25 protein-coding genes are annotated in these 26,987 nt (G+C 71.4%); 15 read left to right on the top strand and 10 right to left on the bottom strand.

All coding sequences use genetic code 11. The features are described from left to right. Window positions 1–2 precede the first annotated feature (2 nt). Window positions 3–1,001: a LacI family DNA-binding transcriptional regulator gene (locus HP507_RS13885; protein ID WP_271207337.1), complete on the bottom strand. Its 999-nt coding sequence runs from the start codon at window positions 999–1,001 to the stop codon at window positions 3–5. Window positions 1,002–1,157: 156 nt separating this feature from the next. On the opposite strand from HP507_RS13885, the gene uriH reads away from it, so the two are divergent. The 4 genes from uriH to HP507_RS13865 all read left to right on the top strand — a co-directional run bounded on the left by uriH (window position 1,158) and on the right by HP507_RS13865 (window position 5,517). Further along, on the top strand, window positions 1,158–2,174 hold the full coding sequence (gene uriH, locus HP507_RS13880; protein ID WP_175352383.1) for a uridine-preferring nucleoside hydrolase UriH: 1,017 nt from the start codon (window positions 1,158–1,160) through the stop codon (window positions 2,172–2,174). 5 nt (window positions 2,175–2,179) lie between these two features. Then, window positions 2,180–3,598: a uridine transporter UriT gene (gene uriT, locus HP507_RS13875; protein WP_175352382.1), complete on the top strand. Its 1,419-nt coding sequence runs from the start codon at window positions 2,180–2,182 to the stop codon at window positions 3,596–3,598. Beyond that, window positions 3,595–4,452 (top strand): ribokinase, encoded by an 858-nt coding sequence (locus tag HP507_RS13870; protein ID WP_175352381.1) that lies wholly within the window; start codon window positions 3,595–3,597, stop codon window positions 4,450–4,452. Before uriT ends, HP507_RS13870 begins: the two co-directional genes overlap by 4 nt. 129 nt (window positions 4,453–4,581) lie before the next feature. Beyond that, window positions 4,582–5,517: a Ppx/GppA family phosphatase gene (locus HP507_RS13865; protein ID WP_175352380.1), complete on the top strand. Its 936-nt coding sequence runs from the start codon at window positions 4,582–4,584 to the stop codon at window positions 5,515–5,517. A 3-nt stretch (window positions 5,518–5,520) separates the two neighbouring features. Here the strand turns inward: HP507_RS13865 and HP507_RS13860 are convergent, their stop codons facing one another. Then, window positions 5,521–6,171, bottom strand: a complete 651-nt coding sequence (locus HP507_RS13860) for an antibiotic biosynthesis monooxygenase (protein WP_175352379.1) — start codon at window positions 6,169–6,171, stop codon at window positions 5,521–5,523. 77 nt (window positions 6,172–6,248) lie between these two features. Here HP507_RS13860 and HP507_RS13855 point away from each other — a divergent pair, with 77 nt between their 5' ends. Beyond that, window positions 6,249–6,728 (top strand): DUF6328 family protein, encoded by a 480-nt coding sequence (locus HP507_RS13855; protein WP_175352378.1) that lies wholly within the window; start codon window positions 6,249–6,251, stop codon window positions 6,726–6,728. On the opposite strand, the gene ku is transcribed toward HP507_RS13855, so the two are convergent. Then, window positions 6,725–7,768: a non-homologous end joining protein Ku gene (gene ku / locus HP507_RS13850; protein WP_175352377.1), complete on the bottom strand. Its 1,044-nt coding sequence runs from the start codon at window positions 7,766–7,768 to the stop codon at window positions 6,725–6,727. The two genes, HP507_RS13855 and ku, sit on opposite strands and share 4 nt — an antisense overlap. A gap of 106 nt (window positions 7,769–7,874) precedes the next feature. Here ku and HP507_RS13845 point away from each other — a divergent pair, with 106 nt between their 5' ends. From HP507_RS13845 to HP507_RS13835, 3 genes are all read left to right on the top strand, one after another. Beyond that, window positions 7,875–8,765 carry an SDR family oxidoreductase gene (locus HP507_RS13845; protein WP_175352376.1) on the top strand — a complete coding sequence of 297 codons (891 nt, stop codon included), beginning with the start codon at window positions 7,875–7,877 and terminating at the stop codon, window positions 8,763–8,765. Then, complete coding sequence (locus tag HP507_RS13840; protein WP_175352375.1) at window positions 8,762–11,284, top strand: ATP-dependent DNA ligase; 2,523 nt, start codon at window positions 8,762–8,764, stop codon at window positions 11,282–11,284. The genes HP507_RS13845 and HP507_RS13840 overlap by 4 nt, the downstream gene beginning before the upstream one ends. 135 nt (window positions 11,285–11,419) lie before the next feature. Then, complete coding sequence (locus tag HP507_RS13835) at window positions 11,420–11,578, top strand: hypothetical protein (protein ID WP_175352374.1); 159 nt, start codon at window positions 11,420–11,422, stop codon at window positions 11,576–11,578. 289 nt (window positions 11,579–11,867) lie between these two features. Here HP507_RS13835 and HP507_RS13830 read toward each other — a convergent pair whose 3' ends face one another. The 4 genes from HP507_RS13830 to HP507_RS13815 all read right to left on the bottom strand — a co-directional run bounded on the left by HP507_RS13830 (window position 11,868) and on the right by HP507_RS13815 (window position 16,395). Further along, window positions 11,868–12,044 (bottom strand): hypothetical protein, encoded by a 177-nt coding sequence (locus HP507_RS13830; protein ID WP_175352373.1) that lies wholly within the window; start codon window positions 12,042–12,044, stop codon window positions 11,868–11,870. 10 nt (window positions 12,045–12,054) lie between these two features. Next, window positions 12,055–13,017, bottom strand: coding sequence for a sugar phosphate isomerase/epimerase family protein (locus tag HP507_RS13825; protein WP_175352372.1), 963 nt, complete (start codon window positions 13,015–13,017; stop codon window positions 12,055–12,057). A 185-nt stretch (window positions 13,018–13,202) separates the two neighbouring features. Next, window positions 13,203–13,886, bottom strand: a complete 684-nt coding sequence (locus HP507_RS13820; RefSeq protein WP_175352371.1) for a fumarylacetoacetate hydrolase family protein — start codon at window positions 13,884–13,886, stop codon at window positions 13,203–13,205. Window positions 13,887–13,923: 37 nt separating this feature from the next. After that, window positions 13,924–16,395: a phosphoketolase family protein gene (locus tag HP507_RS13815; protein WP_175352370.1), complete on the bottom strand. Its 2,472-nt coding sequence runs from the start codon at window positions 16,393–16,395 to the stop codon at window positions 13,924–13,926. Between the two features lie 207 nt (window positions 16,396–16,602). Here HP507_RS13815 and HP507_RS13810 point away from each other — a divergent pair, with 207 nt between their 5' ends. Beyond that, window positions 16,603–17,280, top strand: coding sequence for a hypothetical protein (locus HP507_RS13810; RefSeq protein WP_175352369.1), 678 nt, complete (start codon window positions 16,603–16,605; stop codon window positions 17,278–17,280). A gap of 108 nt (window positions 17,281–17,388) precedes the next feature. On the opposite strand, the gene HP507_RS13805 is transcribed toward HP507_RS13810, so the two are convergent. Continuing rightward, complete coding sequence (locus HP507_RS13805) at window positions 17,389–17,991, bottom strand: DnaJ family domain-containing protein (RefSeq protein ID WP_175352368.1); 603 nt, start codon at window positions 17,989–17,991, stop codon at window positions 17,389–17,391. A gap of 71 nt (window positions 17,992–18,062) precedes the next feature. On the opposite strand from HP507_RS13805, the gene HP507_RS13800 reads away from it, so the two are divergent. Continuing rightward, window positions 18,063–19,124 (top strand): sodium:calcium antiporter, encoded by a 1,062-nt coding sequence (locus HP507_RS13800; protein ID WP_175352367.1) that lies wholly within the window; start codon window positions 18,063–18,065, stop codon window positions 19,122–19,124. On the opposite strand, the gene HP507_RS13795 is transcribed toward HP507_RS13800, so the two are convergent. Next, complete coding sequence (locus HP507_RS13795) at window positions 19,079–20,956, bottom strand: glycoside hydrolase family 15 protein (protein WP_175352366.1); 1,878 nt, start codon at window positions 20,954–20,956, stop codon at window positions 19,079–19,081. The genes HP507_RS13800 and HP507_RS13795 overlap by 46 nt on opposite strands. A gap of 463 nt (window positions 20,957–21,419) precedes the next feature. Here HP507_RS13795 and HP507_RS13790 point away from each other — a divergent pair, with 463 nt between their 5' ends. The 3 genes from HP507_RS13790 (at window position 21,420) to HP507_RS13780 (ending at window position 24,166) form a co-directional block, all read left to right on the top strand. Further along, window positions 21,420–22,586 carry an RtcB family protein gene (locus HP507_RS13790; protein ID WP_175352365.1) on the top strand — a complete coding sequence of 389 codons (1,167 nt, stop codon included), beginning with the start codon at window positions 21,420–21,422 and terminating at the stop codon, window positions 22,584–22,586. A gap of 1 nt (window position 22,587) precedes the next feature. Further along, the gene (locus tag HP507_RS13785) at window positions 22,588–23,217 is read left to right on the top strand and encodes a DUF6226 family protein (protein WP_175352364.1); all 630 of its coding nucleotides are present in this window, start codon (window positions 22,588–22,590) and stop codon (window positions 23,215–23,217) included. Between the two features lie 115 nt (window positions 23,218–23,332). Then, window positions 23,333–24,166, top strand: coding sequence for a DUF1206 domain-containing protein (locus HP507_RS13780; RefSeq protein WP_175352363.1), 834 nt, complete (start codon window positions 23,333–23,335; stop codon window positions 24,164–24,166). A gap of 95 nt (window positions 24,167–24,261) precedes the next feature. Here HP507_RS13780 and HP507_RS13775 read toward each other — a convergent pair whose 3' ends face one another. After that, on the bottom strand, window positions 24,262–24,834 hold the full coding sequence (locus HP507_RS13775; protein WP_175352362.1) for a hypothetical protein: 573 nt from the start codon (window positions 24,832–24,834) through the stop codon (window positions 24,262–24,264). Between the two features lie 89 nt (window positions 24,835–24,923). On the opposite strand from HP507_RS13775, the gene HP507_RS13770 reads away from it, so the two are divergent. Beyond that, window positions 24,924–25,799, top strand: a complete 876-nt coding sequence (locus tag HP507_RS13770) for an SMP-30/gluconolactonase/LRE family protein (protein ID WP_175352361.1) — start codon at window positions 24,924–24,926, stop codon at window positions 25,797–25,799. A gap of 70 nt (window positions 25,800–25,869) precedes the next feature. Then, on the top strand, window positions 25,870–26,949 hold the full coding sequence (locus tag HP507_RS13765; protein ID WP_175352360.1) for an alpha/beta fold hydrolase: 1,080 nt from the start codon (window positions 25,870–25,872) through the stop codon (window positions 26,947–26,949). Window positions 26,950–26,987 lie beyond the last annotated feature (38 nt).

Raw genomic sequence — 26,987 nt, 5'->3', positions numbered from 1 at the left:
CGCTACGCGCCCGTGCTCGCGCGACGCACCAGGTGCGTCGGCAGCGACGCCGACTCCGGCGCGATGCCGTCCAGTGTCGCGAGCAGCCGCAGGGCCGCCGCACGGCCGAGGTCTGCGCCGGGGAGTGCGACGCTCGTCAGGGCCGGCGCCGTCACGGACGACGACGGCAGGTCGTCGAAGCCCGCGACCGCGAGGTGTCCGGGAACGGCGATGCCCAGCTGTCCCGCCACCCGGAGCACCCCGTACGCCAGGGTGTCGGCGGCCGCGACGACCGCCGTGACGCCGTCCTCCTGCCAAGCCTCGATGACGTGCTCGGTCGCGGACGCCGCGGCGTCCACGGTGAGGTCGGCACGAGCCGTGACCTCGGAGACCGCGATGCCGGCGGCGGCGCAGGCCTGCTCGAAGAGCTCCCGGCGGACGCCGAACGTCGTCGCGCGCGAGGTCCCGTCGAGGTACCCGACGCGCCGGTGCCCCTGCTCGTGCAGGTGCCGCACGAGGTCGTGCACGCCCGGGGAGAGGTCGTAGTTCACGGCCTCGGAGCCGCCCGGGGCGTCGAGCAGGACGACGGGCACGGTGGCGGTCATCGCCTCGCCCGCGGCGGGGGCGTCCACCAGGATGCCGGCGGGCCGGAGGCGCTCGAACCGCCGGACGTCGGCGGCGACGGGCTGGGCGCCGCGCTCGGTCACCGAGAGCACGAGCTGGAACCGGTCGCCGACGGTGTCCCGCACGCCGCGGATGACCTCGGCGAAGAACGGGTTCGACAGGTCCGGCGCGATGAGGACGACCAGGTCCCCGCTGCCCCGCGCAAGGGAGCTCGCGGCGTGGTCGACCACGTACCCGAGCTCCTCGACGGCGTCACGGACGCGCGTGGCGATCGGCGCCGAGACCCGGCCGCGGTCCTTGCCGTTCACGACGAGGGACACGGTGGCGATGCTCGTCCCGGCGCGTTCGGCCACCATCGCCGCGGTGACACGACGGGGGACCGAGGCGGATGCTGGCACGCAGCGAGCCTACCGAGATCGGCCAGCGGACTTGACGTCAAGCGTTTGATGCGATGAGATGTCAAACGCTTGACGCGCCGCAGGAGCTGATCCTCCGCTGCGGACCCCCACCGCGTCGGGCCCCGACCTCATCCCCGAAGAAGTGGAGCGCCCAGCGTGCCCGAGAAGATCATCCTCGACTGCGACCCCGGCCACGACGATGCCGTCGCCATCCTGCTCGCCCACGGCAACCCGGACATCGAGCTCCTCGCCGTGACCACCGTCGTCGGCAACCAGACCCTGCCGAAGGTCACCCGCAACGCGCTCGCCGTCGCCCGGATCGTCGGCATCACCGGCGTCCCGTTCGCCGCCGGCGCCGATCGCCCGCTCCTGCGCCAGATCGAGGTCGCACCGGACATCCACGGCGAGAGCGGCCTCGACGGCCCGATGCTCCCCGAGCCGTCCTTCCAGCTGGACGAGCGGCACGCGGTCGACCTCATCATCGACACCGTCATGGCGCACGAGCCCGGCACGGTCACGCTCGTGCCGACGGGCGGCCTGACGAACATCGCGCTCGCCGCCCGCAAGGAGCCCCGCATCATCGAGCGCGTCAAGCAGGTCGTGCTCATGGGCGGTGGCGTGCATGTCGGCAACTGGAGCCCGGTCGCCGAGTTCAACATCGTCATCGACCCCGAGGCGGCGTCGATCGTGTTCGAGGCCGGCTGGGAGGTCGTGATGGTCGGCCTCGACCTCACCCACCAGGCGCTCGCGACGCCGGAGGTCGCCGCCCGCATCGCCGCCGTGGGCACCGCGCCCGCCGCCTTCGTCGGTGAGCTGCTCGACTTCTTCGGCCAGACCTACAAGGACGCGCAGGGCTTCGACGCCCCGCCCGTGCACGACCCCTGCGCCGTCGCCTACGTCATCGACCCCACCGTCGTCCGTGCCGTGAAGGTCCCGATCCACATCGAGACGCAGGGCACCCTCACGCTCGGCATGACGGTCGCGGACTTCCGCGCGCCGGCGCCCGAGGACTGCCGCACGAGCGCCGCCATGGAGCTCGACCACGGCCGGTTCTGGGACCTCGTGGTCGACGCCCTCGAGCGCATCGGCGAGACGCCCGACACGGGCTGGACGCCGCGCCCCACAGCGGACGCGATCGCGTCCGACGAGAACACCGTCAGCCCGGAGGCCTGAACGCCATGACCACCATCTCGACGACGAAGTCGAAGCAGTCCATCGCGGCACTCACCGCCGCACTGCTCGCCGCCTGCATCGCCTTCCAGCTCAACGCGAGCATGCTCAGCCCCGCGCTGGTCACGATGGCCCGCGAACTGCACACCGACGACGCCACGATCGGCCTGTCGCAGACGCTGTTCTTCACCCTGGCAGCGCTGTTCTCGCTGTTCCTCCCGCGCCTGTCCGACATCGTCGGCCGCAAGCGCGTCCTGCTCGGCATGCTCGCCGTGATGCTCGTCGGCAGTGTCGTGGCAGCGCTCGCGGTGAACGTCCCGATGCTGTTCGCGGGCCGGATGATCCAGGGCGTCACGGGGCCGGTCGTGCCGATCGGCCTGCTCATCCTCCGCAACGAGATCGCCGACCCGAAGCGCTACGGCGCCGCGCTCGGGCTGCTGACCGCGGTCAACGGCGGGATCGCGGGTGTCGACGCGCTCGCCGGTGGCTGGATCGCGACGCACTTCGGGTTCCGCGGGATCTTCTGGGTCATCGCGATCGTCACCGTCATCGCGGCGATCATGGTCGCGGCCTGGGGCGTCGAGTCGAAGCCGTCGGCCGGCACCCGCATGGACTGGCTCGGCGTGCTGCCCCTCGTCGTCAGCGTCGGGGCGCTCCTCACCGCGTTCAACGAGGCCGGCAAGCTCGGCAGTGCGAACTGGGCGATCGTCGTCGGCGGGATCGTGCTCGCCCTCGTCGCGTTCGGCGTCTTCTGGGCCGTCGAGTCGCGGGTCCGCGAACCCCTCGTCGAGACGCGGTTCCTCAAGCGCCGCGCGACCTGGGCGCTCCTCGTCACGACGCTGCTGACGATGACCGGTGTGTTCGCCGTGGTGAACGGTCTGGTCACGTCGCTCGCGCAGAACACGGACGCGGGCTTCGGGATGGAGGCCGACCTCGCCTCGCTCGCGTTCCTCACCCCGTACGCGCTGGTCGGCTGGGTCGTCGGACCGTTCGCCGGTCGGCTCGCGCCGACGCTCGGCTACCGTGCCGTGCTGCGCGTCGGTCTGATCGGCAGCATCGTCGCCACCGTGCTCATGGCGCTCGTCGGGGTGCACTCCCTGCCGGTGCTCATCGCCGCCACGGTCCTCATCGGCATCACGTACGCGGGCATCGCGAACATCATCCTCAACGGGCTCGGCATCGTGCTGTCGCCGGAGTCGAACCCCGGCTTCCTGCCCGGCCTCAACGCGGGTGCGTTCAACCTCGGCGCGGGCATCAGCTTCGCGGTGCTGCCGGCGCTCCAGATCGCCCTCGGGACCGGCGGGTCCGCGGGGACCGCGGGCTACTCCGGTGGCATGCTGCTCGGTGCCGTGATCACGTGCGCGGCGCTCGCCACGTCCTTCCTCATCCCCCGCCCGGCCTCGGCCGAGACAGGAGCCGCTGCATGACCCGGATCGTCGTCGTGGGCAGCCTCAACGCGGACCTGGTGGTCCGCACGGAGCGCTTCCCGAAACCCGGCGAGACCCTCCAGGGGTCGGACCTCGCGATCCTGCCGGGGGGCAAGTCCGCCAACCAGGCGGTGGCAGCCGGGAGGCTCGGGGGCACCGTGCGCCTGATCGGTGCGGTCGGCGACGACGGGAACGGTGCGCTGCTCCGCGACTCCGTCGCGGCCGCGGGTGTGGAAACGACGCACGTCGCCGTCCGGGAGGGCGTGGCCACCGGCACCGCCGTCATCACGGTCGACAGCGCGGGGGAGAACACGATCGTGATCTCCGCCGGCGCGAACGGCACCCTGACGCCGGACGACGTGCCCGCCGACGCGTTCGAGGGCGCCGGGGTGCTGGGTCTCTGCCTCGAGGTCTCGATCGACGTCGTCCTCGCCGCCGCCCGTGCCGCACGCGCCGCGGGTGTCACGGTGCTGACGAACCTGTCGCCGTTCGGTGCCGTCCCGCAGGAGCTCCTCGACCTGACCGACGTGCTGCTCGTCAACGAGCACGAGGCCGTGTCGCTCGGCGAGCACGGCGTCCGGCGCTCGATCGTGACCCGGGGCGGCGCCGGCTGCACCGTGCACGACGGCGACGACGACCCGGTGTCGGTCGACGCCGTCCGGGTGGAGCCGGTCGACACCACGGGCTGCGGGGACGCGTTCATGGGGGCCGTGGCGCTGCGGCTCGCGGCGGGCGACTCCCTCGTCGACGCGGCGCGGTTCGCCGTCGGTGTCGGGGCGTACGCCGCGACCAAGCCGGGCGCGCAGTCCTCGTACCCGACCGCCTCGGAACTGGAGTCCTTCCTGCGGGCGTGACCCGCGCCTCCCGACCCGCGCCTCCCGGTCCGCGAAACGCAACGTTGGCGGTTGTTCGCAGCGTTACTGCGCTGCGAGCAACCGCCTCGTTTGCGTTTTGCGGGGGTGGGGTGCCGGTATTCTGCGTGCGTGCGCGTAGGAGTCCTCGACATCGGGTCCAACACCGGCCACCTCCTCGTGGTCGACGCCCACGGCGGGGCCGCGCCGTTGCCGGCCTCCTCGTTCAAGCAGCCGCTCCGGCTCGCCGAGCACCTCGACGCCGCAGGCGCGGTGACCGAGGCGGGCGTCGACGCACTCACCGCCTTCGTCGCCGACGCCGTCCGCGTCGCCGAGGAGCGCGGGTGCGAGGACATGCTCGCGTTCGCGACCTCGGCGGTGCGCGACGCGGGGAACTCCGAGGCCGTGCTCGCCCACGTCGAGTCGGCCACGGGCGTCGAGCTCGCCGTGCTCTCCGGCGAGGACGAAGCGCGGCTGACGTTCCTCGCGGTCCGGCGCTGGTTCGGCTGGTCCGCCGGACGCCTCGCGGTCTTCGACATCGGCGGCGGGTCGCTCGAGATCGCCGGCGGCGCGGACGAGGCGCCCGACGTGGCGTGGTCGATGCCGATCGGTGCCGCACGACTGGCCCGCACGTACTTCGCGGAGGGCACCCCCACGGAGGACGACGTCCGCCGGATCCGCCACGAGATCCGCGTCGAGATCGCCCGCGACGCCGGGCTCCTGCTGCGCGCCGGGCGACCCGACCGTGCGGTGGCGACCTCGAAGACCTTCCGCTCGATCGCGCGGATCTGCGGCGCAGCGCCCTCGGGTGCCGGGCCGCTCGTGCCCCGTGCGCTCGACGGGGCGGTCCTGCGCGAGAAGCTGCCCTCGTTGCTGACGATGAGCGTCGAGCAGCTGTCCACACTGCCCGGGGTCTCGGCGAGTCGGGCGCACCAGGTGGTCCCGGGAGCGCTCGTCGCCGAGGCGTGCCTGGACATCTTCGACCTGCCGGCGCTGGAGATCTGCCCGTGGGCGCTGCGCGAGGGCGTGATCCTCGAGCGGCTCGACCAGCTGTCGGTGCTGGGCTGAGTCCTACGCGCTGCGCGATGCCGCGTTCCGCCGCGCCGCGCGCACCGATGCCGCGCTCCGCGGTGACGCGAGGAGCCACGGCCGGATCAGGCGCGTGACGAACGGCAGCACCCAGAACGTCATGATCGGCGTGAGCACGAGCGTCGTCAGGAGCACCCGGGGCAGCACGGGCAGCGCACCGAACGCGGGGACCAGCCAGGCCATGAGGTATGTGAACGCCAGGTTGACCGGGAAGAACCCCAGCCAGATGCTCACCGCCTGCTTCCACCGCGGCGGTGCGCTCGAGGCCGGGGCGTCCTGCGGAACGTCGAACCAGCCCTCGATGCCGGTGCGCTTCTCGACGCGGGACTCCACCACGAGGTCACGGCCGAGATCGAGCCACCGCAGCCGGTCGTCGGAGTTCTCCCACGTGGCGAGCGAGTCGTGGTCGGCGAACCGGTACAGCATGTGCCACTCGCGGCTCGTGGCGTGCGAGCGCACCCATCCCGAGCCGAGGAACCCGGGGTAGCGGTTCGCCAGGTTCACACCCGACTGCACCCAGCGGGTGACGTCCGGGATCCGGTCGGGTTCGACCAGGCGGGTGATGGAGACGGTGACGGGCGGGCCTGCGCTCAAGGATGACGAGGGCGGGCTCCCTGGCTCTTGTGGAGTCATGCCCCAAGTGTCGCGGACCCGTGTTTCCGGCTCGTGTCGGATCCCGGTCGGACGCTCGCCCTGGGTAGGTTCGCGGTATGAGCGAGACCGAGCGCGGGCGGCACGAGACACCGACCGAACGATGGGACCGGAACTGGGCCGACATCCAGCAGGAGCTCCGGATCGTGCAGACCGGCACGCAGATCCTCGCCGGGTTCCTGCTGACCCTGCCGTTCCAGCAGCGGTTCACGTCCCTCACCGCGCAGCAGGAGACGATCTACCTCGTCCTCGTCGTGCTGGCCGTCCTCGTCACCGTCACGGCGCTGTCCGCGGTGGCCTCGCACCGGCTGGTCTTCCGCCAGCGGCAGAAGCACGACCTCGTGCGGGCGGGCAACGTCATCCTCATCGCGGCACTCGTCGCGAGTGCGCTGCTGTTCGCGGGCACCGTGCTGTTCGTGTTCGACGTGGTCATCGGCGACGTCGGGGGACTCGTCGGCGGGATCGTGGTGTTCGTCGGAACGGCACTGCTCTGGGGGTCGATCCCGATCGCACTCCGGCACACCCGCAGGGACGGCTAGCTCGCCTTCTTCTTGGCGGCGGGCTTCCTGGCCGGCGCCTTCCTCGACGTCGAGTTCGAAGCGGTCGACTTCGAAGCGGTCGACTTCGGCGCTGCGGTCTTCTTCGCGGCCGTGGTCTTCCGGGCCGCCGGCTTCTTCGTCGAGTCGTCCGTGTCGTCGTCCGCCGAACCCGACGACGATCGCGAGCCGGACGACGAGCGCGACCCCGCGCCTCCGGTCCGGGACGACGACGACCGCGACGACGACCGCGACGACCGGTTCTTGTCGACGGACGCCCGCAGGGCGGCCATCAGGTCGATGACGTCGCCGCCCTCGCCCTCGGCCTCCTCGGCGCGCTCGCCGAAGGTCTTCTCGGTGTCGATGTCGTCACCGGCCTCGAGCTTCGCGTCGATGAGCTGCTGCAGCTCCGCCTGGTACTCGTCGGTGTAGCGGTCGGGGTCGAAGTCGGTGGACATGCTGTCGACGAGCGAGGACGACATCTTCAGCTCGTTCGCGCTGACCTTCACGGACGCGTCGAGGCTCTTGAAGTCCGCGGCGCGCACCTCGTCGCCCCAGAGGAGCCCCTGCAGCAGGATGACGTCGTCGTTCACACGGAGCACTCCGAGCCGGGTCTTCTGGCGCAGGGTGAACTGCACGATCGCGAGCCGGTCGGTCTTCGCCAGGGTCTCCCGGAGCAGCACGTACGCCTTGGGGGAGCGGGAGTCCGGCTCGAGGTAGTACGACTTCTCGAACATCATCGGGTCGACCTGCTCGACGGGCACGAACTCGAGAACCTCGATCTCGTGCGACTGCTCCTCGGGGAGCTTCTTGAAGTCGTCCGCGGTCAGCACGACGGTCTTGTCGCCGTCGTCGTAGGCGCGCTGGATGTCGGCGTACTCGACCTCGTGACCGAACTCGCACACGCGCTTGTACCGGATGCGGCCCTTGTCCTCGTCGTGGACCTGGTGCAGCGAGACGTCGTGCGTCTCGGTCGCCGCGTAGACCTTGATCGGCACGTTGACGAGCCCGAACGCGATGGAGCCCTTCCAGATCGACCTCATGTGGACATGATGCCCGTCTCTGCACAGGAGCGCCCGGAGTGGACGGGTTCTCCACAGTTCCGGCTTCGCTGAACCGCGTGACGCGTCCCGCGAGCACGATGGACCCATGAGCCAGCTCGACAAGCAGGACCCGCGCTCGCAGTTCCCGCGACCGCCGTTCCCCGCGCAGACACAGCAGGGGTCCGGGCTGGCGAGTGCGATGGACCCCGAGCCCGACCACGGGGAGACGAGTTACCTCGGCACGGGGCGGATGCCGGGATACCGGGTGCTCGTGACCGGTGCCGATTCGGGCATCGGTCGGGCGGCGGCGATCGCGATGGCGAAGGAAGGCGCCGACGTCGCGCTCAACGCACTGCCCGAGGAACGCGACGATCTCGAAGCGGTCCGCGACATCGTGGGGGACCTCGGCCGGAAGGCGGTGTTGCTGCCCGGTGACCTCACGGACGAGGCCTTCTGCCAGGAGCTCGTCCGCGACGCCGTCAGCGAGCTCGGCGGACTCGACGCCCTCGTCCTGGTGGCGGGGCACCAGCAGGTGCACGAGGACGTCACCCAGCAGTCGACCGAGGACTTCGACCGGACGATGAAGCTCAACCTGTACTCACTGTTCTGGCTCGTCCGCGCCGCCGTGCCGCACATGGCCCCGGGCAGCGCGATCGTGACGACGAGTTCGGTGTCGGCGTACCTGCCGCAGGACCGGATGATCGACTACGCGGCGACGAAGGCGGCGATCATCGCGTACACGAACGGTCTCGCCCGGCAGCTGGCCTCGAAGGGCATCCGCGCGAACACGGTCGTCCCGGGTCCGGTGTGGACGCCGCTCCAGCCGATCAGCTACCCGGGCGACGAGATCGCCGCGTACGGACAGGACACCCCGTTCGGACGGCCCGCGCAGCCGGTCGAACTCGGCAGCGCCTACGTGTACCTCGCCGGGCCGGAGTCGTCGTACACGTCCGGCTCGACCCTCACGGTGGCGGGAGCGACCGGGGTGGCGCTGTGAGCCCGACCGCCCGGAAGACGGTCGTCCTCGTGGGCGACCGACGCATCGCCCTGACGAACACCGACAAGGTCCTCTACCCCGAGACGGGGACCACCAAGGGTCGCGTGATCGAGTACTACGAGCGGGTGGCGCCGTGGATGATCCCGCACGTGAAGGACCGTCCCGTGACCCGGAAGCGCTGGGCGAACGGTGTCGACGGGAAGGTCTTCTTCGAGAAGAACCTGCCGGACTCCGCCCCGGACTGGGTCCGCCACCACACGATCCACCACTCCGAGCACGACAACGAGTACCCGATCGTCGACGACCTGCCGACGCTCGTGTGGATGGCGCAGCAGGCCGCGCTCGAGCTCCACGTGCCGCAGTGGCGGTTCGGGCCCCGCGGCGGGCAGCAGAACCCCGACCGGCTCGTCCTCGACCTCGACCCGGGTGACGGGGTCGGGTTGCCCGAGTGCGTCGAGGTGGCGTTCGCGGCGCGCGAGCTCCTGCACGGCATGGGGCTGGACTCGTACCCGGTGACGTCCGGGTCGAAGGGCATCCACCTGTACGCGGCGCTCGACGGTCGGGCCACGACGGCGCAGGTGTCCGACGTTGCGCACGAACTCGCCAGGGCGCTCGAGCAGGACCTCCCCGATCTCGTGCTGTCCTCCATGAGCCGGGCCGAGCGCACGGGCAAGGTCTTCGTCGACTGGTCGCAGAACAACGGCAACAAGACGACGATCGCTCCGTACTCCCTGCGCGGCCGGGACCGGCCGACGGTCGCGGCCCCGCGCACCTGGAACGAGCTCGAGGAGCGCGGACTCGCCCAGCTCACGCTGGACGAAGTGCTCGAACGCCTGGAGGCGCGGGGCGACCTCCTGCACCCGGTCGCGTCCGCCTCGCTCGCGGTCGGCAGGCAGGACCACGGTCACTGGGACAGCGACCGGACCCAGCGGGCGAACGACGCGGAACAGCCGGCCCGCGACCGCCTGGCCACGTACCGGGCGAAGCGCGACGCCGCGAAGACGCCCGAGCCGGTCCCCGAGGAATCGCCGACGGTCCGGAAGGACGGCACGCCGACGTTCGTCATCCAGGAGCACCACGCCACCCGGGACCACTACGACTTCCGGCTGGAGCACGAGGGCGTCCTCGTCAGCTGGGCACTGCCGAAGGGCGAACCGACGGACCCGGGCAAGAACCACCTGGCCGTGCAGACCGAGGACCACCCGCTCGAGTACGGCGCGTTCGAGGGCACGATCCCGAAGGACGAGTACGGCGGCGGAACGGTCACGATCTGGGACGACGGCACCTACGAGCTCGAGAAGTGGCGAGAGGGCGAAGAGGTCATCGTCACGCTGCACGGACGGGCCGGCGGCGTCCGTCGGCTGGCGTTGCTGCACACGCGCGGCCGGGGCCGAGGGCGCGAGGGCGACGAGAAGAACTGGCTCATCCACCGCACGAAGGACCAGCCGGACCGCTCGGCGGACGACGGTGACGGCGCGGGGCCGAGCCGCGCCTCCCGGTCGTCCTCCGTTCAACGGGACGGACAGCGGCGCATCGCCGGGGCGGCGGCCTCCGAGACGGCGCCGTCCGATCGCCGCACGATGCAGGCGTCGCTCGCGAAGGGGGAGCCGACCCTCGACCCGGCGGACTGGGCGTTCGAGATGAAGTGGGACGGCATCCGAGCGCTCGCGACCGTCCGCAACGGCGAGGTGACCCTCCGCAGCCGGAACGACAACGACCTGACCACGCAGTACCCCGAGCTGCAGGAACTCGGGGAGCGCGCCGGGGTCGACGGTGTGTTCGACGGTGAGATCGTCGCGCTCGACGGCCGTGGCCGTCCGTCGTTCCAGCTGCTGCAGAACCGGATGGGCCTGACCCGGAAGCGCGAGGTCGACGCCGCGCGCGAGGCGACACCGGTCCGGCTGCTGCTCTTCGACGTGCTCGAAGCCGACGGACACGACCTCACGAGGCTCGGGTACGACGCGCGACGGCAGGCGCTCGAGACCGTGGTGGACCCCGGTGGCGCGATCGACGTCCCGCCGGCGTACCAGGGGGATCTGGCACGAGCGATGTCCGACTCGGCCGACAAGGGGCTCGAGGGGGTCGTGGCGAAGAAGCGGTCGTCGAAGTACGCCGAGGGGCGGCGCTCCGAGGCGTGGTTGAAGCTCAAGCACCACGCCACGCAGGAGGTCGTGGTCGGCGGGTGGAAGCCCGGCAGCGGACGGCGTGCGGGCGGTGTCGGATCCCTGCTGCTCGGCGTGCCGGGGCCGGACGGGCTCGAGTACGTCGGGAAGGTCGGCACCGGGTTCCGCGACCGGGACCTCGACGAGATCGGATCGGTGCTCGGGGTGCTCGAGCGGAAGACCTCCCCGTTCGTGGACGTCCCACGGCCGGACGCCCGTGACGCGCACTGGGTGACCCCGAAGCGTGTGGGCGAGGTGGAGTTCGCTGAGTGGACGTCGGACGGACGGCTCCGGCAGCCATCGTGGCGGGGGTGGCGGGTGGACAAGGACCCCTCCGACGTCGTCAGGGAGACGTGAGCATGCATCCGCATGGGGTCAGCCCACGGCGAACTTCCGTCCCCCGCACCGCCCCCCGCCGGGGGACGTTTGGTCAGGGATCGTCCTGGATTCTGGCACGGGCTGTTACGTTCGGCGGGACGAAAGGGCGCGAGCATGAGCGCGAGCAAGTACCTGCCCCCCTTCTCCGCGGAGGAACGAGTCACGATCGCAGGGGACCGATCGGCACGGACAGCCGTGGCTCCGGGAGCCCCGCTGACCGAGTCGGAGGAGGTCACGTACGCGGACTTCCTCGGTGACGAGGTCGACGAGTAGGCACCCGTCCCCGTGCTTCGGTGCGGAGTGATGAGCGGGCCCGGGGAAGGCGGCCCGCGCGCCGGATCAGGGAACGCACGGGCCGCCGTCGAAGCGCCGTGACCGATCGTTGGGGGTGACCGGTCACGACGCCACCAGACGCGTGACGCCTCTGGTGGACACGTGCGGAAGACGTGCCCGACACCGTGAACGTCACGTCCCAGCCGGAGATTCCCGCGTCGACGCCCGTGGTCGCACCGGCATCCGGGGTCGTCGCGATCGACAGAGGATCAGGCGCGCGCGGGGAGGATCACGGCGCGGGCGCAGGACCGTCGGCCGGTTCGGAGTCGTCGGCGACGGGGAGGTCCTCGTCGATGAGCTCGTCCTCGTCGGGCTCGGTCACATCGGCCGCCGCCGCCTTCGCCTCGTCGATGGTCTCCTGCGAGCGGCGGAGCAGGTCGTCGTCGTGTGCTGCGTGGTCGGTCATGCGTTCGACGCTACGCGGGCGTGCCTGTGTCGGCATCACGCCGGCGGTCGCTCCGCTGCCAGGAAGCGGGCGGCTCGAAGTCCACCGCGGAGGTCGGCGCAGGCGTGGTCGGCATCGCCGGGGCGGCGGGTGCGCCGTACGCGTCCGCGGCATCGAGCACGGCCCGGGTCGCCGCGGCAGCGGTCCGGAGCGCGTCCCCGATCGGCATGGCGCGGTGCGCGGCCGTCCGGACCTCGACACCCCACGGTTCGTCGTACCCGAGGTCCCGGACGGTGCGGACGAATCCGGGGAGGTCCCATGCGCCGGCGCCGGGCAGGTGCCGTGCTTCGCGCGATTCCTCGGCGAGCGTCATGCCCGCCGGCGTGTGCAGCAGTCCGTCGCTGAGCTCGACCGCGGCGAGCGTCGCGGGAGCCACTCCCTGTTGGATCGACGCGAGGGTGGACCCGCCCCGGAGCGCGTGCATCGCATCGACGAGCAGGCCGCCGTTCGGATGGCCGGCTGCGGCGACGAAGCGGGAGGCTCGTTCGACCGTCGGCAGGTTCGACCACGGTTCGGGTTCGAGCACGAGCTGAGCACCGACCTTCGCCGCCTGACCGGCCAGTTCGAGCCAGTCGTCGATCATCGCCGCGGGGGAGATCCCGGGCAGGGTCGTGTCGGCCCGGGCGATGACCTGCCAGGCGCTGAGGCTCGAAGCCGCCTCGAGCACGACCCCGCGGTCGGCGTCCTGGTCGGCGGTGCGGCCGGCGCACGTCCACCAGCGTTCGAGCGGCCCGAGCTGGACCCAGACGATGCCGGAGCCGTCGAGCACGCGGCGGAGTTCGGCGAAACCGATCGTGGCGCGCACCTCGTGCAGATCACCGAGCGTGAGTGACAGTCCTGCGAAGCCGGCGGCACCGACGGCGCGGATGCGTTCGACTATCGGCTCGACGCCCGCCCATGTCCAGGACGTCGCGAGCAGGTCGTGTTCCTGCACGGCGCCACCTCCGTTGTCCGGACACGGCCGATGGCCCCGTCGCGATCGGCGTGTCCCGTGTGTGAAGACGTCGCGAGCCCGAACAGCGACGCCGACACCTTGCTACTCGCCGTCGCTGTGAGCCCTCCCAGCCCGCGCACAGCTGTGAGCCCTCCCAGCCCCCGCACATCTGTGCGCGGGGGTGTTCAGGTGATCCGCGTCCGCACCGAACCGACCCCTGCGATGGTGCCCTCCAGGGTGTCGCCCCGCTCGAGGGCACCCACGCCCTCGGGAGTGCCGGTCATGAGGAGGTCCCCGGGGGCCAGAGCAACGAAGCGGGACAGCTCGGCGACGGTCTCCGCCACCGACCAGATCTGGTCCGCGAGGTCACCGGACTGTCGGAGCGCCCCGTTCACCCGCAGCTCGATCGGACCCGAGGCCGGGTCGACGTCGGCGGCGGGGACGAGTTCACCGATGGGCGCCGAGGCGTCGAACCCCTTCGCGGTGTCCCACGGGCGACCGAGCCTCTTGGCCTCGGCCTGCAGGTCACGACGGGTCAGGTCGATGCCGACGGTGTACCCCCACACGTGCGCGAGGGCGTCCTCGACGGCGATGTCCGCGCCGCCGGTCCCGATCGCCACGACGAGTTCGACCTCGTGCTCGAGGCGCTCCGTGATCGACGGGTACGGGGTGTCGGCGCCGTCCACCACGACGGCGTGGGCCGGCTTCGTGAAGAAGAACGGCGGCTCGCGGTCCGGGTCGTGGCCCATCTCCCGTGCGTGGGCGGCGTAGTTCCGTCCGACGCAGAACACCCGTCGGACGGGGAAGCGGCCGCCGGTCGACGTCGGGACGGTCGGGAGGGGCGGGGCCGGGATGACGAGGTCGCTCACCGTTCCAGCGTGGCACCTCGGTCCTGCGAGCTCGGCGTCAGTTGCCGGGCGCCGCCCCCTCGGTCTCACCCGTGCCCGGATCGCCACCGGTGCCACCCGACGCCGGCTCGTCCTGCGGCCACCCCGAGAACCGCCACTCGCCCACCGACGGGTGGTCCTCACCCCGCGTGTACGCGTACGTACGCGCAGCCTCCCGCGCGTCCGAGAGCCGGCCGAGCAGGGACTCGTGCGCCCCGGCGTCCACCCGCGTCAGCGCATCGTGCGCGAGCGCGAACCGATCCATCTCGTTCCGCATGAGCATGTCGAACGGCGTCGTCGTGGTGCCCTGCTCGAGGAAGCCGTGCACGTGCAGGTCGTCGTGCCCGTGCCGACGGTAGGTGAGCTGGTGCACCAGCGAGGGGTACCCGTGGAACGCGAACACGGTCGGCGTCCCGGGCAGGAACAGTTCGTCGTACCGCTCGTCGGGGATCGGGTGCTCGTGCTTCCGGGGGTCCCCGAGCGCGAGGAGGTCGACGACGTTGACGACGCGCACCCCGACGGACGGCGCGTGCTGCCGGATGATGTCCGCGGCGGCGACGGCCTCCACGGTGGGGACGTCCCCGGCGCAGGCGAGCACGACGTCGACGTGCCCGACGGTGTCCTCGGTGCCGGCCCAGTCCCACGTGCCGAGTCCGGCGGACACGTGCGTGACCGCGTCGTCCAGTGACAGGAACACCGGCTCGGGGTGCTTGCCGGCGACGATCACCTCGATGCGGTCGGTGGTCTCCATCGCGTGCGCGGCGACGGCGAGCAGCGCGTTGGCGTCCGCCGGCAGCTTGATGCGGACGAGGTCCTGCTGCTTCGACGCGACGACGTCGAGGAACCCGGGGTCCTGGTGCGAGAAGCCGTTGTGGTCCTGCCGCCAGACGTGCGACGAGAGCAGGATCGACAGGTTCGAGACGGGGGCACGCCAGTCGATGTCCGTCGAGGACTCGAGCCACTTCGCGTACTGGCCCACCATCGAGTCGATGATGTGTGCGAACGCCTCGTAGGTGTTGAGGATGCCGTGGCGTCCGCTCAGCACGTAGCCCTCGAGCATGCCCTCGAGCAGGTGCTCGGACAGCACCTCGGTGACCCGGCCGTGGGCGCCGAGGTGCTCGTCTCCGACACCGCGCTGGGCGCGCCAGACGCGGGAGGTCACGTCGAACACGGCGTCGAGCTTGTTCGAGACGGTCTCGTCGGGGCCGAACAGGCGGAACGCGGACGGGTTGCGCTGGACGAGCGCGGCGATCCACGGTCCGAGGGTGCCCGTGGCGCTCGCCGGGGTGCCGGCGGGGACGCCGAACTCCTCGAGTCCCGGCCGGTCGAGTGCGGTGCGGAGGCGTCCGCCGTTCGCGTGCGGGGTCGCGCTCATCCGGCGGTCGCCGGAGGGCCGGATCGTGGTGAGGATGCCGATCGGCTGTCCGTCGTCGTCGAAGAGCTCCTCGGGCCGGTAGGAGCGCATCCACTCCTCGAGCTGCCGGCGGTGCTCGTCGTTCTCCCTGACAGCGGGAAGCGGGACCTGGTGCGCGCGGAAGGTCCCCTCGACCTGCTGGCCGTCGACCTCCTTCGGCCCGGTCCAGCCCTTGGGGGTCCGCAGCACGATCATCGGCCAGCGGGGGCGGAGGTCCGTGGCACCCGCGGGCAGCCCGGACGCGGCGCGCTGCGCCTGGGCCCGTGCGGCTGCCTGGATGTCGTCGATGGTCGCGAGTGCACGGCGGAGCGCCGCGTCGAACAGGGCGTGCACGGCGTACGGGTCGTCGTCGACGCGGGAGGAGTCCACGGTGATCGGCTCGTACCCGAGGCCGCGGAAGTACGCGTCCAGGTCGTCGGACGGGATGCGGGCGAGGACGGTCGGGTTCGCGATCTTCCACCCGTTGAGGTTGAGGATCGGCAGCACGGCGCCGTCGGACACCGGGTCGAGGAAGGTGTGCGCCTGCCAGGAGCCCGCGAGCGGCCCGGTCTCGGCCTCGCCGTCGCCGACGACGCACGCGACGACGAGGTCGGGGTTGTCGAGCGCCGCCCCGTACGCGTGCGCGAGGGAGTAGCCGAGTTCGCCGCCCTCGTTGATCGACCCGGGCGTCTCCGGGGCGGCGTGCGAGGGGATCCCGCCGGGGAACGAGAACTGCCGGAAGAACGCCTGGAGCCCGGCGGGGTCGGGGGTGATGGAGGGGTAGAGCTCGCCCCAGGTGCCGTCGAGCCAGGCGTTCGCGTTCATCGCCGGACCGCCGTGGCCCGGACCGCAGACGTAGAGCAGATCGCGGTCGGTGTCGGCGATGAGAGCGTTGCAGTGCGCGTACACGAGGTTGAGCGCGGGGGAGGTGCCCCAGTGCCCGAGCAGCCGCGGCTTCACGTCCTCCGGGGCGATCGGGCGGTCGAGCAGCGGGTTGTCGAGCAGGTAGATCTGCCCGACCGTGAGGTAGTTCGCGGCGCGCCACCAGGCGTCGATCGCGCGGATCCGGTCGGTGCTCGTCGAGGATGCGGTGGCCATGCCCCCACGCTACGGAGGGGCATGCGGAGCGATCCCAGAAAGTCGTCCAAACCGTTTGCGAGGGGGTGCCGAATGAGTGTCACAAGGGCAAACGCCCAGGGCACTCTCCGGTCGAACTCGGCCGGGCCTCAGCATTCACACAGAGTGGCATACGCACAGGAGCGCGCCGCCACCGGCCGGAGCGCCCGCCACAGCAAAGGACAGACCATGCGCAAGCTCACCAAGACCACGATCTCCCTCGCCGCCACCGGCGCGCTCGTCCTCGGCGGCGCAGCGTTCGGTGTCTCGGCCGCCCAGGCCGACGGCACGGTCCACACCGTCTCCTCGAGCTCCTCCAAGATCCCCGGGCCGGTCGCCTCCGTCCCCGAGGTCCTCGGCGGCAACACCGCGGTCAAGCTGGACTCCGGCTTCACCGACGCGCTGACCGCCCTCAAGCTGACCCCGGGCGTCTCCGGCAACGCGAAGCTCGCCGACGGTTCGGTCTCGTTCCCGATCACCTCCGGCTCGGTCACGTACTGGTCGCCGGACGGCGACTACCGCCCGTACGTGCAGGGCCTGCTGAACCACGACGACTCCGGCCTGACGCTGAGCGCCGGCGACACCACGGTCACGCTGCAGAACTTCGTCGTCAACCCGGGCTCGTCGAAGCTCTACGGTGACGTCCTCGTCAACGGCAAGGTCGCCGTGAACGACGCGTACCTGTTCTCGCTGCACGGTGGCACGCTCAAGCCGCTCCAGCTCGAGGGCGACGACGCCATCCTGACCGGCACGACCGTGCACGTCTCCGCCGACGCCGCGAAGCTGCTCGACAGCACCTTCAAGACGGACGCCGTCAAGTCCGGCCTCCTCGTCGGCACCGCGACGATCACCGCCAAGATCAAGTAGGACCAGACCGCCAGGGACGACCGCAGCACCACGCCAAGCGCGTGGTGCTGCGGTCGTTGCGCGTCCGCCGCGCGCGTGCGGACCAGCGGACTGGAGGCGCGGATCGCCTCACCGACGTCGGCGCCACCACCGACGTGGCCGGTCCCCGAACGCGGCCGCCCGTTCGGCCGCCGCGCGCGCGTCGGACGCGAGCCGCGCCTCCCGACGGTCCCGCCAGCGGGTGATCTCGTCGTCGACCTCGCGCAGCGGGGTGACCACCGGCGGCCCACCGAGCAACTGCCGGCGGGCCTCCTTCACCCGGGCGTTGAAGTCCTCGAGCACGTCGCGCACGTCGGCCTCGGCGGAGAGGGCGTCGAGGTGCTCGTCGAGCTCCGCGTCCTCCTTCCGCAGGGCCAGGGCGGGCGGGGCGATGCCGGTGATCTCCTCGCGCTCGATCTTCGCCTTGATCCACCAGTCCGGGTCGTGGTGCCCGTCGTTCCCTGGCAGACGCTTGCCGTGGTACGGGTTCCCCTCGAAGGTCCCGCGACGCTCGGCCTCCTCGATGAGAGCCCGGGCGTGCTGACCGACGTCGCGGGCCTGCAGCAGACGGCGTTCCTCACGGACCTCGTCCGGATCGAGGGAGCCGCGCTCGATCTCGCTGTCCACGAGCTGCTGGTACCGGTAGCGGGCGGCCCGTCGCAGCCGGTCCATGCGTGCATCGACGTCGTTCATCGTCAGACCATGATGCGCCGTGCAGCGCACCCCGGTAACGCGTCCGGTGGGGAACGGCCACGATCGGGAGCATGGACTCCCTGCCGCTCTGGCTGCTCGTGCTCGTCTTCGCAGCCGGTGCCGCGGTGATCTGGACAGCCGGCATCCAGCTCTCGAAGACGACCGACGTGCTCGACGCCCGGCTGCACCTCGGCAGTGCGCTCGGCGGTCTCATCGTGCTCGCCGTCGCGACGAACCTGCCGGAGATCGCGATCACCGTCAGTGCCGGCCTGTCCGGCTCGATCGAGGTCGCAGCGGGCAACATCCTCGGCGGCATCGCACTGCAGACCGTCGTCATCGCGGTGCTCGACGCCTTCGGCAAGCGCGGGCGGGGCGTGAAGCCGATCACGTACCGTGCGGCGTCGCTCACCCTGGTGCTCGAGGCGATCGTCGTGGTCGCCGTCCTCGGAGTGGTCATCGCGGGGAGTCAACTCCCGCCCGACCTCGTCGTCGCCCGGCTCACACCGGACGTCGTGCTCATCGCGGCGATCTGGCTCGTCGGGCTCCTGCTCGTGCAGCGTGCCGGCAAGCACCTGCCGTGGCACGAGGACGGACGGGCGCCGGACGCGGCACCGCACGCCTCGGGACACCGCACCCGGAAGCCCGCCGAACCGCCGATGAGCACCCGGCGCGCGGCGATCGTCTTCGCGGTCTCCGCGTTGGCGACGCTCGTCGCGGGCGTGGTGCTCGAGCAGGCCGGCGACGCCGCCTCCGGCAAGATCGGCCTGTCCGGGGTGCTGTTCGGAGCCACCGTCCTCGCCCTGGCGACGAGCCTGCCGGAGATCTCGACGGGCCTGCAGGCGGTGAGGCAGGGCGACGACAACCTGGCGGTGTCGGACATCTTCGGCGGGAACGCGTTCCTGCCGGTCCTGTTCCTCGTCGCCACCGTGCTGTCCGGCAAGGCCGTGCTGCCGCAGGCGAACGCGAGCGACGTCTACCTCACCGCGCTCGCCGTCCTGCTCACGCTCGTGTACGCCGTCGGACTCGTCTTCCGGCCGCAGCGGCGCATCGTCGGGCTGGGCGTGGACTCGTTCGTCGTCGTCGTGCTCTACCTGCTCGGGGTCGCCGGGCTCGTCGCGATCTCGCTCGCCTGACCCGGGCCCTCGTCGTCGTCCTGCTCGGCGGCCGTCTCCTCGACCGTCAGCGCCGCCTGGATGAGCGCGAGGTGCGACAGCCCCTGCGGCAGGTTGCCCATGAACGCACCGTCCTCGCTGATCATCTCGCTGAACAGGCCGACGTCGTTCGCCTGGTCGACCGCGTCGTCCATCAGGGCCCGGGCGTCGTCGATGCGTCCGACGCAGGCCAGCGCGGCGACGAGCCAGAACGAGCACGCGACGAACGGTGACTCCTCGTCCTCGACCCCCGAGTACCGGTACACGAGCGGTCCGTGCTGCAACTGCTCCTGGATCGCGTCGATCGTCGCGCTCATGCGGGGACCGCGGTCGAACGCCGACATCGCGTGGAGCAGGATCGAGCAGTCGAGGGCCTCGGAGCCCGGGTACATGACGTAGTGGCCGCGCTCCTCGTCCCACCCGTGCTCCGACACCCAGGCCTCGATGAGTTCCCGGTTCTTCACCCACATGTCCCGCGAGCCGTCGATCTGCCCCGCGTCGTGCAGTTCGACAGCAGCGTCGAGCGCCTGCCAGCACCCGATCTTGCTCGTCGTGTAGTGCTGTGTCTCCTCGAGCTCCCACATGCTCGCGTCGGGCTTCTCCCACTGCTTGCACGCGCCGTCGGCGAGACCCTCGAGCGTCTTCGCGGTCTTGCGGTCGAGGACGTTGCCGGCGCGGACGTACTGGCGCATGATCTCGAACACGTCGCCCCAGACGCCGAGCTGCAGCTGCCCGGACGCCCGGTTGCCCTCCGTCACCGGGCCGATGCCACGCCAGCCGGGGACGTCGCGCTCGTGCACCTCGTCGGACAGCGTCCCGTCGAGCTCGTAGAAGATTGGCATGGTGTCGCCGTTGTCCGCGATGGTCCGGATCACCCAGGACACCGCGGCGTGGGTCTCCTCGCGCAGGCCGAAGCGGGTGAGGGCGTGCACCGTGTACGCCAGGTCGCGGACCCAGGCGAACCGGTAGTCCCAGTTCTTCCCGCCGGTGCGGTCCTCGGGCAGGCTCGTCGTCGGCGCCGCGGCGATCGCACCGGTGGGCGAGTAGATGAGCAGCTTGAGCGCCAGGGCACTCCGCTGCACGGCGCCGGCCCAGGGCCCGTCGTAGGAGAACTCCTCGGACCAGGTCGACCAGTTCCGGATCGTCCGGTCGATCCCCTCCATGCTCTGCTCCGGGTCGGGCAGGAAGACCGGTTCGTCGTCCGTGCCGACGACCGTCAGGATGTGCTTCGACCCCTCGGCCGTGGTGAAGCGGCCGGAGAACCGAGGGCCGTCCTCGTGCACGGGGCCGAAGCCGTGCTCGGCCATCGCGATCGTGATGCCGTCCACGCCGATGACCGTGCCGTTCACGGTCTCGAGACGCTTCGGCTCGGCGGTGTTCAGCAGCGTGCCGGGGACGATCGACCACTCCAGCTCGACGCTGCCCGAGACGCCCTGCACGCATCGCCCGATCTCCGCCCACGGCAGCCGTCCGGCGACCCCGGTGATCATCGCGTCGGTGACCGTGCACGATCCGGAGTCGGACGTCCAGGTCGTGACGAGCACGTTCGTGCCCGGCTCGTACCGGCGCGAGGCCTCGGCGTCGCCGGTCGGTCGCAGCGCGATGTGGCCGCCGTGCTCGGCGTCCAGGATGCTCGCGAACACGGGTGGTGAGTCCATCGACGGGATCGGGAGCCAGTCGATCCGACCGTCCAGCGCGATGAGCGCGACCGTCCGACCGTCACCGATCGCCCCGTACGAGCGGAGCGGGACGTAGCCGTCGGTGCGCTCCTCGCCCTCGGTCGCGTCGGGAGTGTCTCGGGTCCGCTCGGTCATGCACCCAGACTGCCCCGGTCCGGGGCCCGACCATCAGGCGGACGTACCCCGCTGCGGACGGCCGGAGGCGCGCCTCCAAGCCGTGGACCAATCGCGACACGCCCGGGGTGTCTTGTGCAGCCCGGGCGTGTCGCACTACTGTCGGTCCTCCTGCCCATCGGCAGGAACGCCCGCCCCGGGCACCACCGGAAGGACCGCGCATGCGCGCCGTGCAGCACCACGAACAGCGAGTCGAGCTCCAGCTCGACGCGTTCATCGTGCTGCCCGGACAGCAGTACGCGAAGCAGTCCCTCCGCAATCCCGCGTAGGCACGCGCCGTCACCCGACGCCCCGTGCCCACCCGGCCCGGGGCGTCCCTCTCCGCTGTCCTCCTCTCCCTGCGCTCGTAGCTGCGCGAGAGCGGAGCGGGGGGAGTCCGTCTCGGACCGTCATCGAAGACCGTCACGAAAGCGAGACGAACCACATGAAGAAGATCAACGACCGGCTGCTCAGCTGGGCCTCCATGCTCGAGGAGAACACCGAGCAGCAGGCCCGCACGACCGCCCGCATGCCGTTCGTGTTCCCGCACCTGGCACTCATGCCGGACGCCCACCTCGGCCTCGGCGCCACCGTCGGGTCGGTCATCCCGACCCTCGGCGCGGTCATGCCGGCGGCCGTCGGGGTGGACATCGGCTGCGGCATGATCGCCGTCCGGACCCAGTTCGGGAAAGCGGACGTGTCGGACGACCTGCATGAGCTGCGCGAGCAGATCGAGCGGGCGATCCCACTGTCCGCCGGCGCCTCGAACCGGAAGATCGTCGCGACCGCGGAGCCGCGCGTCGCCGAGCTCGAGACGATGGCCGAGACCGCCGGGTTCGACCCCGCGGGAGCGCACGGCGGTTGGCGGAACCAGCTCGGCACCCTCGGGTCCGGCAACCACTTCATCGAGGTCTCGCTCGATGAGGAGGACCGGATCTGGCTGTTCCTGCACTCCGGGTCCCGGGGCATCGGCAACAAGATCGCGCAGCGGCACATCGCGGTCGCCAAGCGGATGATGAAGCGCTGGTGGATCGAGCTGCCGGATCCCGACCTGGCGTACCTCGTCGAGGGCACCCCGGAGTTCGACCGGTACATCGCCGAGCTGCGGTGGGCGCAGCACTTCGCGCTCCTCAACCGCGACGAGATGATGGACCGGGTCGTCCGGCAGCTGTCGGAGGTGCTCGGTCAGCCGGTCGACGAGCAGGAGCGGATCAACTGCCACCACAACTTCACCCAGCGGGAGACGCACTGGGGGAAGAGCGTGTGGGTGTCCCGGAAGGGTGCGATCCAGGCGAAGGCCGGTCAGCTCGGGCTGGTCCCGGGCTCGATGGGCACGGCGTCGTACGTCGTCGAGGGACTCGGGAACAAGCCGTCGCTCGAGTCGTCGCCGCACGGTGCCGGCCGGCTGTACTCGCGGTCGGCGGCGCGGCGGACCTTCACCCACGACGAGCTCCGGGCGGCCATGGTCGGCATCGAGTACCGCGACACTGACGCGTTCCTCGACGAGATCCCGGCCGCGTACAAGCCCATCGACCAGGTGATGGCCGACGCGTCCGAGCTCGTGTCCATCCGGCACACGCTGCGGCAGGTCGTCAACGTGAAGGGCGACTGACATGGGCGTCCCGACCCTCCTGGACGTCCGTCGTGCCGTCGCGTCCTCGTGGCGGAGTCGACCCGAGAGCACCATCTCGTGGCCGGATCCTCATCCGGACCGCGCCCCGCTCGACGAGGAGTACTCCCGCGTCACCGACCCGCACCGCTACACCGTCGTGGGCGCGCGGGTGCGCTCCTGGGCCGACGCGCTCGTGGCCCTCGGCCTGGCCGAGGCCCACCCGACCGCCGACGACGGCGTGCGGCTCATCCCCGCTGCTCCGGGTGCGCTGCCGCTCCACATCGGCGTGCGCTCGATGGAGGGCGCTCCCGGCACCGTCGTCGACCTGCTCGTCGGCGACCCGCCGATCGAGATCGGGGTCCTGCCGGACTGCGGGTGCGATGCCTGCGACTCCGGCTCGGCCGACCTGCTCGAGGCCATCGACGAGCAGTTCGTCGGGGTCATGGGTGGCGGGTTCGTCCTCATCGACTCGGAGCGCTCGAGGATCATCGCCTGGTCCGACGGGTGGAGTGCGTCCGGCAACACAGGTGATGTGGCGGCGGCGGTCGCCGCGGCGAGGCGCGGCGAGCGGCGAGCCGGGCAGCGCGTGCTCGTCGGGGCGTCGTGGTGGTCGTGCGCTGCGCCAGCGTGACCGGGGACCGACTGGAGGCGCGGGGCGGGCTCGACCCGCGCCTCCAGTCCGACAGACGGCTGCGTTCCACGGCTCCTGCCGGACACGGCGCGCAACGTCGGGCACGCTCGGCGTGGTGAGTGAGCAGGCGGAACAGGCGGCCCGGAAGACCGGTCGCGAAGCGAAACGCTTCGCCGACAGCCGGTGGTTCGAGGTGACCGCGCGCGCCGGGTACGTCGGCAGCGGCGTCGTGCACCTGCTGATCGGGTACCTCGCGATCCTGCTCGGATTCGGGAACGGGTCGTCCGGCAGCGAGACCGACCAGTCCGGCGCGCTGCAGCAGGTCGCATCGATCCCCGGTGGTGTCGTGCTGCTGTGGCTCGTCGCCGTCGGCACCGCGGCGCTGATGATCCGTCTCGCGGTCGAGGCGATCGTGGGCGGTCGATCGGACAGTGCACGCGCATGGGCCGGACGGCTGAAGAACCTCGGGAAGGCGATCGTCTACGGCGTGATCGCGTACTCGGCTGCGTCGTACGCCGTCGGTGCGGGGAAGAGCTCGACCGGCTCGACCCGAAGCGCCGCGGCGAAGGCGCTCGCGACGCCCGGTGGGGTGTTCGTGCTGCTCCTCGCCGCGGGGGTCGCCATCGCGATCGGCGTCGGGCTCGTGGTGATCGGATGCCGGCGTTCGTACCGGAAGGACCTCGTGCGACCTCCCCGGGACCTCGACCGCGTCGTGACGGTGCTCGCCGTCGTCGGCTACGTCCTGAAGGGTCTCGCCGTGGCGATCGTCGGCGTACTCATCGCGGTCGCGGCCTTCCGGAGCGAACCCGACCAGGCGACCGGACTCGACGGGGCGTTCGACGCACTCCGGAGCATGCCGGGCGGGGTGTTCGTCCTCGTGGCGATCGGCATCGGGTTCCTGGCCTTCGGCGTCTTCAGCTTCTTCCGCGCCCGCTACGCCCGCCTGTGATATGTTGGTTCCGCTCGCCTCCTGCTGGGGGATCGAGAAGCAGAGCCGGTGCAACTGGGGTATACCAGGTCCCGGCTCTTGCGCTTTCCCGTCCCTCAGGGCTCCACATCGAACGTGTCGAGGGAGCCTCTGATCGCGGCGTCGATCTCGCGCCGCTCCGCTCGGGCTCGTCCGAATGCGCCGAGCACCTGGTCGGGGAGCCACAGCATCGGTTCGGCCTTCGGGTCGCCGTGCTGGATGCGCAGTGAGGACGGCACGACGAATCGGCCTCGGAGCGCTCGGACCGTCCGGAGGTCGCGGTCCATCAGCCGGCGCGAACGGGCTTCGAGGGTCAACGCGGTCACGTCGTGGCTGGCGAGCTCCCAAGCGAGTCGCTCGAGGCACAGTGCTCGAGCGCGTTCTTCTCGCCGGTGATCGATCGGCGACGCGACCACGACGAGGTGGAACGCTTCCAACTTCCCGATGACGGACACCACCCGCTGCCGCTCCCGAGGGTTCAGGTCGTGCCAGTGGAGTTTGCCGTGCGTCGGGCGCAGCGCTTCGAGCGTGTCCCGGGTCGCCGGAACGTCGTCGGTGTCGACGATCGAGGCGCCGAGCAGGTACGCGGGGGCGTCGAGGCCGTGCGAGCGGATGCTCTCGTCGCCCCAGGCATGCAGCGGACAGATCACCGGGTCACGCTGCCACCGACACTGCGGGGCCGCCGAACATTCCGTATCTCGCTGGGGGAGGGCGGAGGCGTCGTCGGTAGACCGGGGGCATGAGCACCGACGCCGTGACCGGACCCGCGACCGTCTTCTGCGACGAGCAGGCGGTGCTCGTCGAGAGCATCGTCTGGGACCCGCGGAGCGATCGGCTGCGCTGGACCGACATCACGCTCGGCCTGCTGACCACTGCCCGGGCGGACGGCTCGGTGGAGTCGAGCGTCGCCCTCCCGCCGCCGCTCGCGAGCTTCCAGCCGCGGGCCCGGGGCGGCTTCGTCGCGGCTCTCGGGGACTCCGTCGTGCTGACCGACGAGCGCGGCACGGTGGAGCGTGAGCTGGCCCGCGTGCAGCACGCGGCCGCCGACATGCGGTTCAACGAGGGCAAGTGCGATCCGTTCGGCAGGTTCCTCGTCGGCAGCATGGACCTCTCCGAGCAGGACCCCGCGGCGGCGCTGTACGCGTTCGAAGCGGACGGGACGACCCGGCTGCTCCGTGGCGGGTTCGGGGTCACGAACGGCATGGAGTGGTCCGCCGACGGCAGCGTCATGTACGTCACGGACACGAGCACGTCCACGATCTACCGCGGGAGCTACGGGCCGGACGGTGAGCTGGGCGACCTCGAGCCGTTCGTGAGCGGTGCCGCGCACGACGGTCTCGTCCGGGACGACGAGGACTGCTTCTGGACGGCGGTGTACGGCAGCGGGCGGGTCGAGCGGTGGGACGCGACGGGCGCGCACCTCGAGACCGTCGAGGTCCCGGCGCCGAACGTCACGTCGGTGGCGTTCGGCGGCCCGGACATGTCGACGCTGTTCATCGGTACGGCGCGCGAGAACCTGACCGAGGAGCAGCTCGACGAGCATCCGCGTTCCGGTGCCGTCTTCGCGGTGCCGACCAGGGTCCACGGGTTCCCCGCGAACGCCTTCAGCGGCTGACGGGGCGCCAGCGGCGTCAGCGGGTCAGCGGCGGGTATCCTGGGCGACCGCTAGACCCGAGGAGACCGAAGTGAACGACGAGCACACGGCAGCCACCCCGGACCCGGCGAGCGAACTCGCGAAGGCCGAGAACGCCGACGTCACGGTGGAGATCGACCGCGTCGCGGTCGACGGCACGTACGTGCGGGTGAGTTCCATCGGCGAGCCCGGCGAGCGGGCCTTCCTGCTCGTGGCCGGCCTCGGCATCGCCGCGACGTACTACGAGCGGCTCGCCCCGCACCTCAACCAGAACGGGCCGGTGCACGCCCTCGACCTGCCCGGGTTCGCGGGCGTGCCGCGGTTCCGGGGCGCGGTCTCGATCGAGCGCTACGCCGCCGCGGTCGAGCGGGTCATCGACGACCTCGGACTGGTCGATCCGGTGCTCGTCGGGCACTCGATGGGCACGCAGGTCGTCACCGAGGTCGCTGCTCGTCGTCCGGAGATCTCCGATCTCGTGCTCATCAGTCCCGTGGTCGATTCGCGCGCGCGGACGATCCGGCAGTCGGCCTTCCGGTTCCTCCGCTCGACGCTGCACGAGCCGGCCGCGGTCCGCTGGCACGGCATCACGGCCTACGCCCTGTGCGGCTGGCACTGGTTCTCGAAGGTGCTCCCGCGGATGATCGCGTTCCCGCTCGAGGAGCGCGCGGCGCACGTGCGGGCCCGCACGCTCATCGTCCGCGGTGAGTACGACGCGATGGTGCCCCGCGACTGGGTACGGCGGTTGGCGCGTGAGTTCCCGTACGCGGTTCTCCGCGAGATCGTCGACGGCGCCCACTCGGTCATGCACGCCCAGGCGGACGCGGTCGCGCTGCTCGCGGTGGCGCACGTCGGCCGCCAGCTGCCGGACCGCGGGGTGTCCTCGCTGCAGCGGGTCCGCGACGACTCGACGGCGTCGGACCTCGCGCGGCTCAGCCCCCGCGACGTCTGGCTGCTCGTGAAGTCCCGGTTCGTGGAGCTGTTCGGCATGGCACGGAACGACGACGAGACGCTCGAGGCGGCCAAGTCCGCCCACGCCGTCGCGGTGGCGGACGGCGACGACCAGCCGGTCGACCCGGCGGACCGCCGCGAGGTCGTCGACGCGGTCGCCCCCGAGACCCGCAGGGCGGGCTGAGCGGGAGCGGTCGACGGAACCGACTGGAGGCCCGGTGC

Origin of the sequence: Curtobacterium pusillum, from assembly GCF_013359865.1 — a bacterium.
Classification (GTDB): domain Bacteria; phylum Actinomycetota; class Actinomycetes; order Actinomycetales; family Microbacteriaceae; genus Curtobacterium; species Curtobacterium pusillum.
The sequence above is the reverse complement of the archived record's forward strand: the minus strand, read 5'-3'. Positions and strand labels throughout refer to the sequence as shown.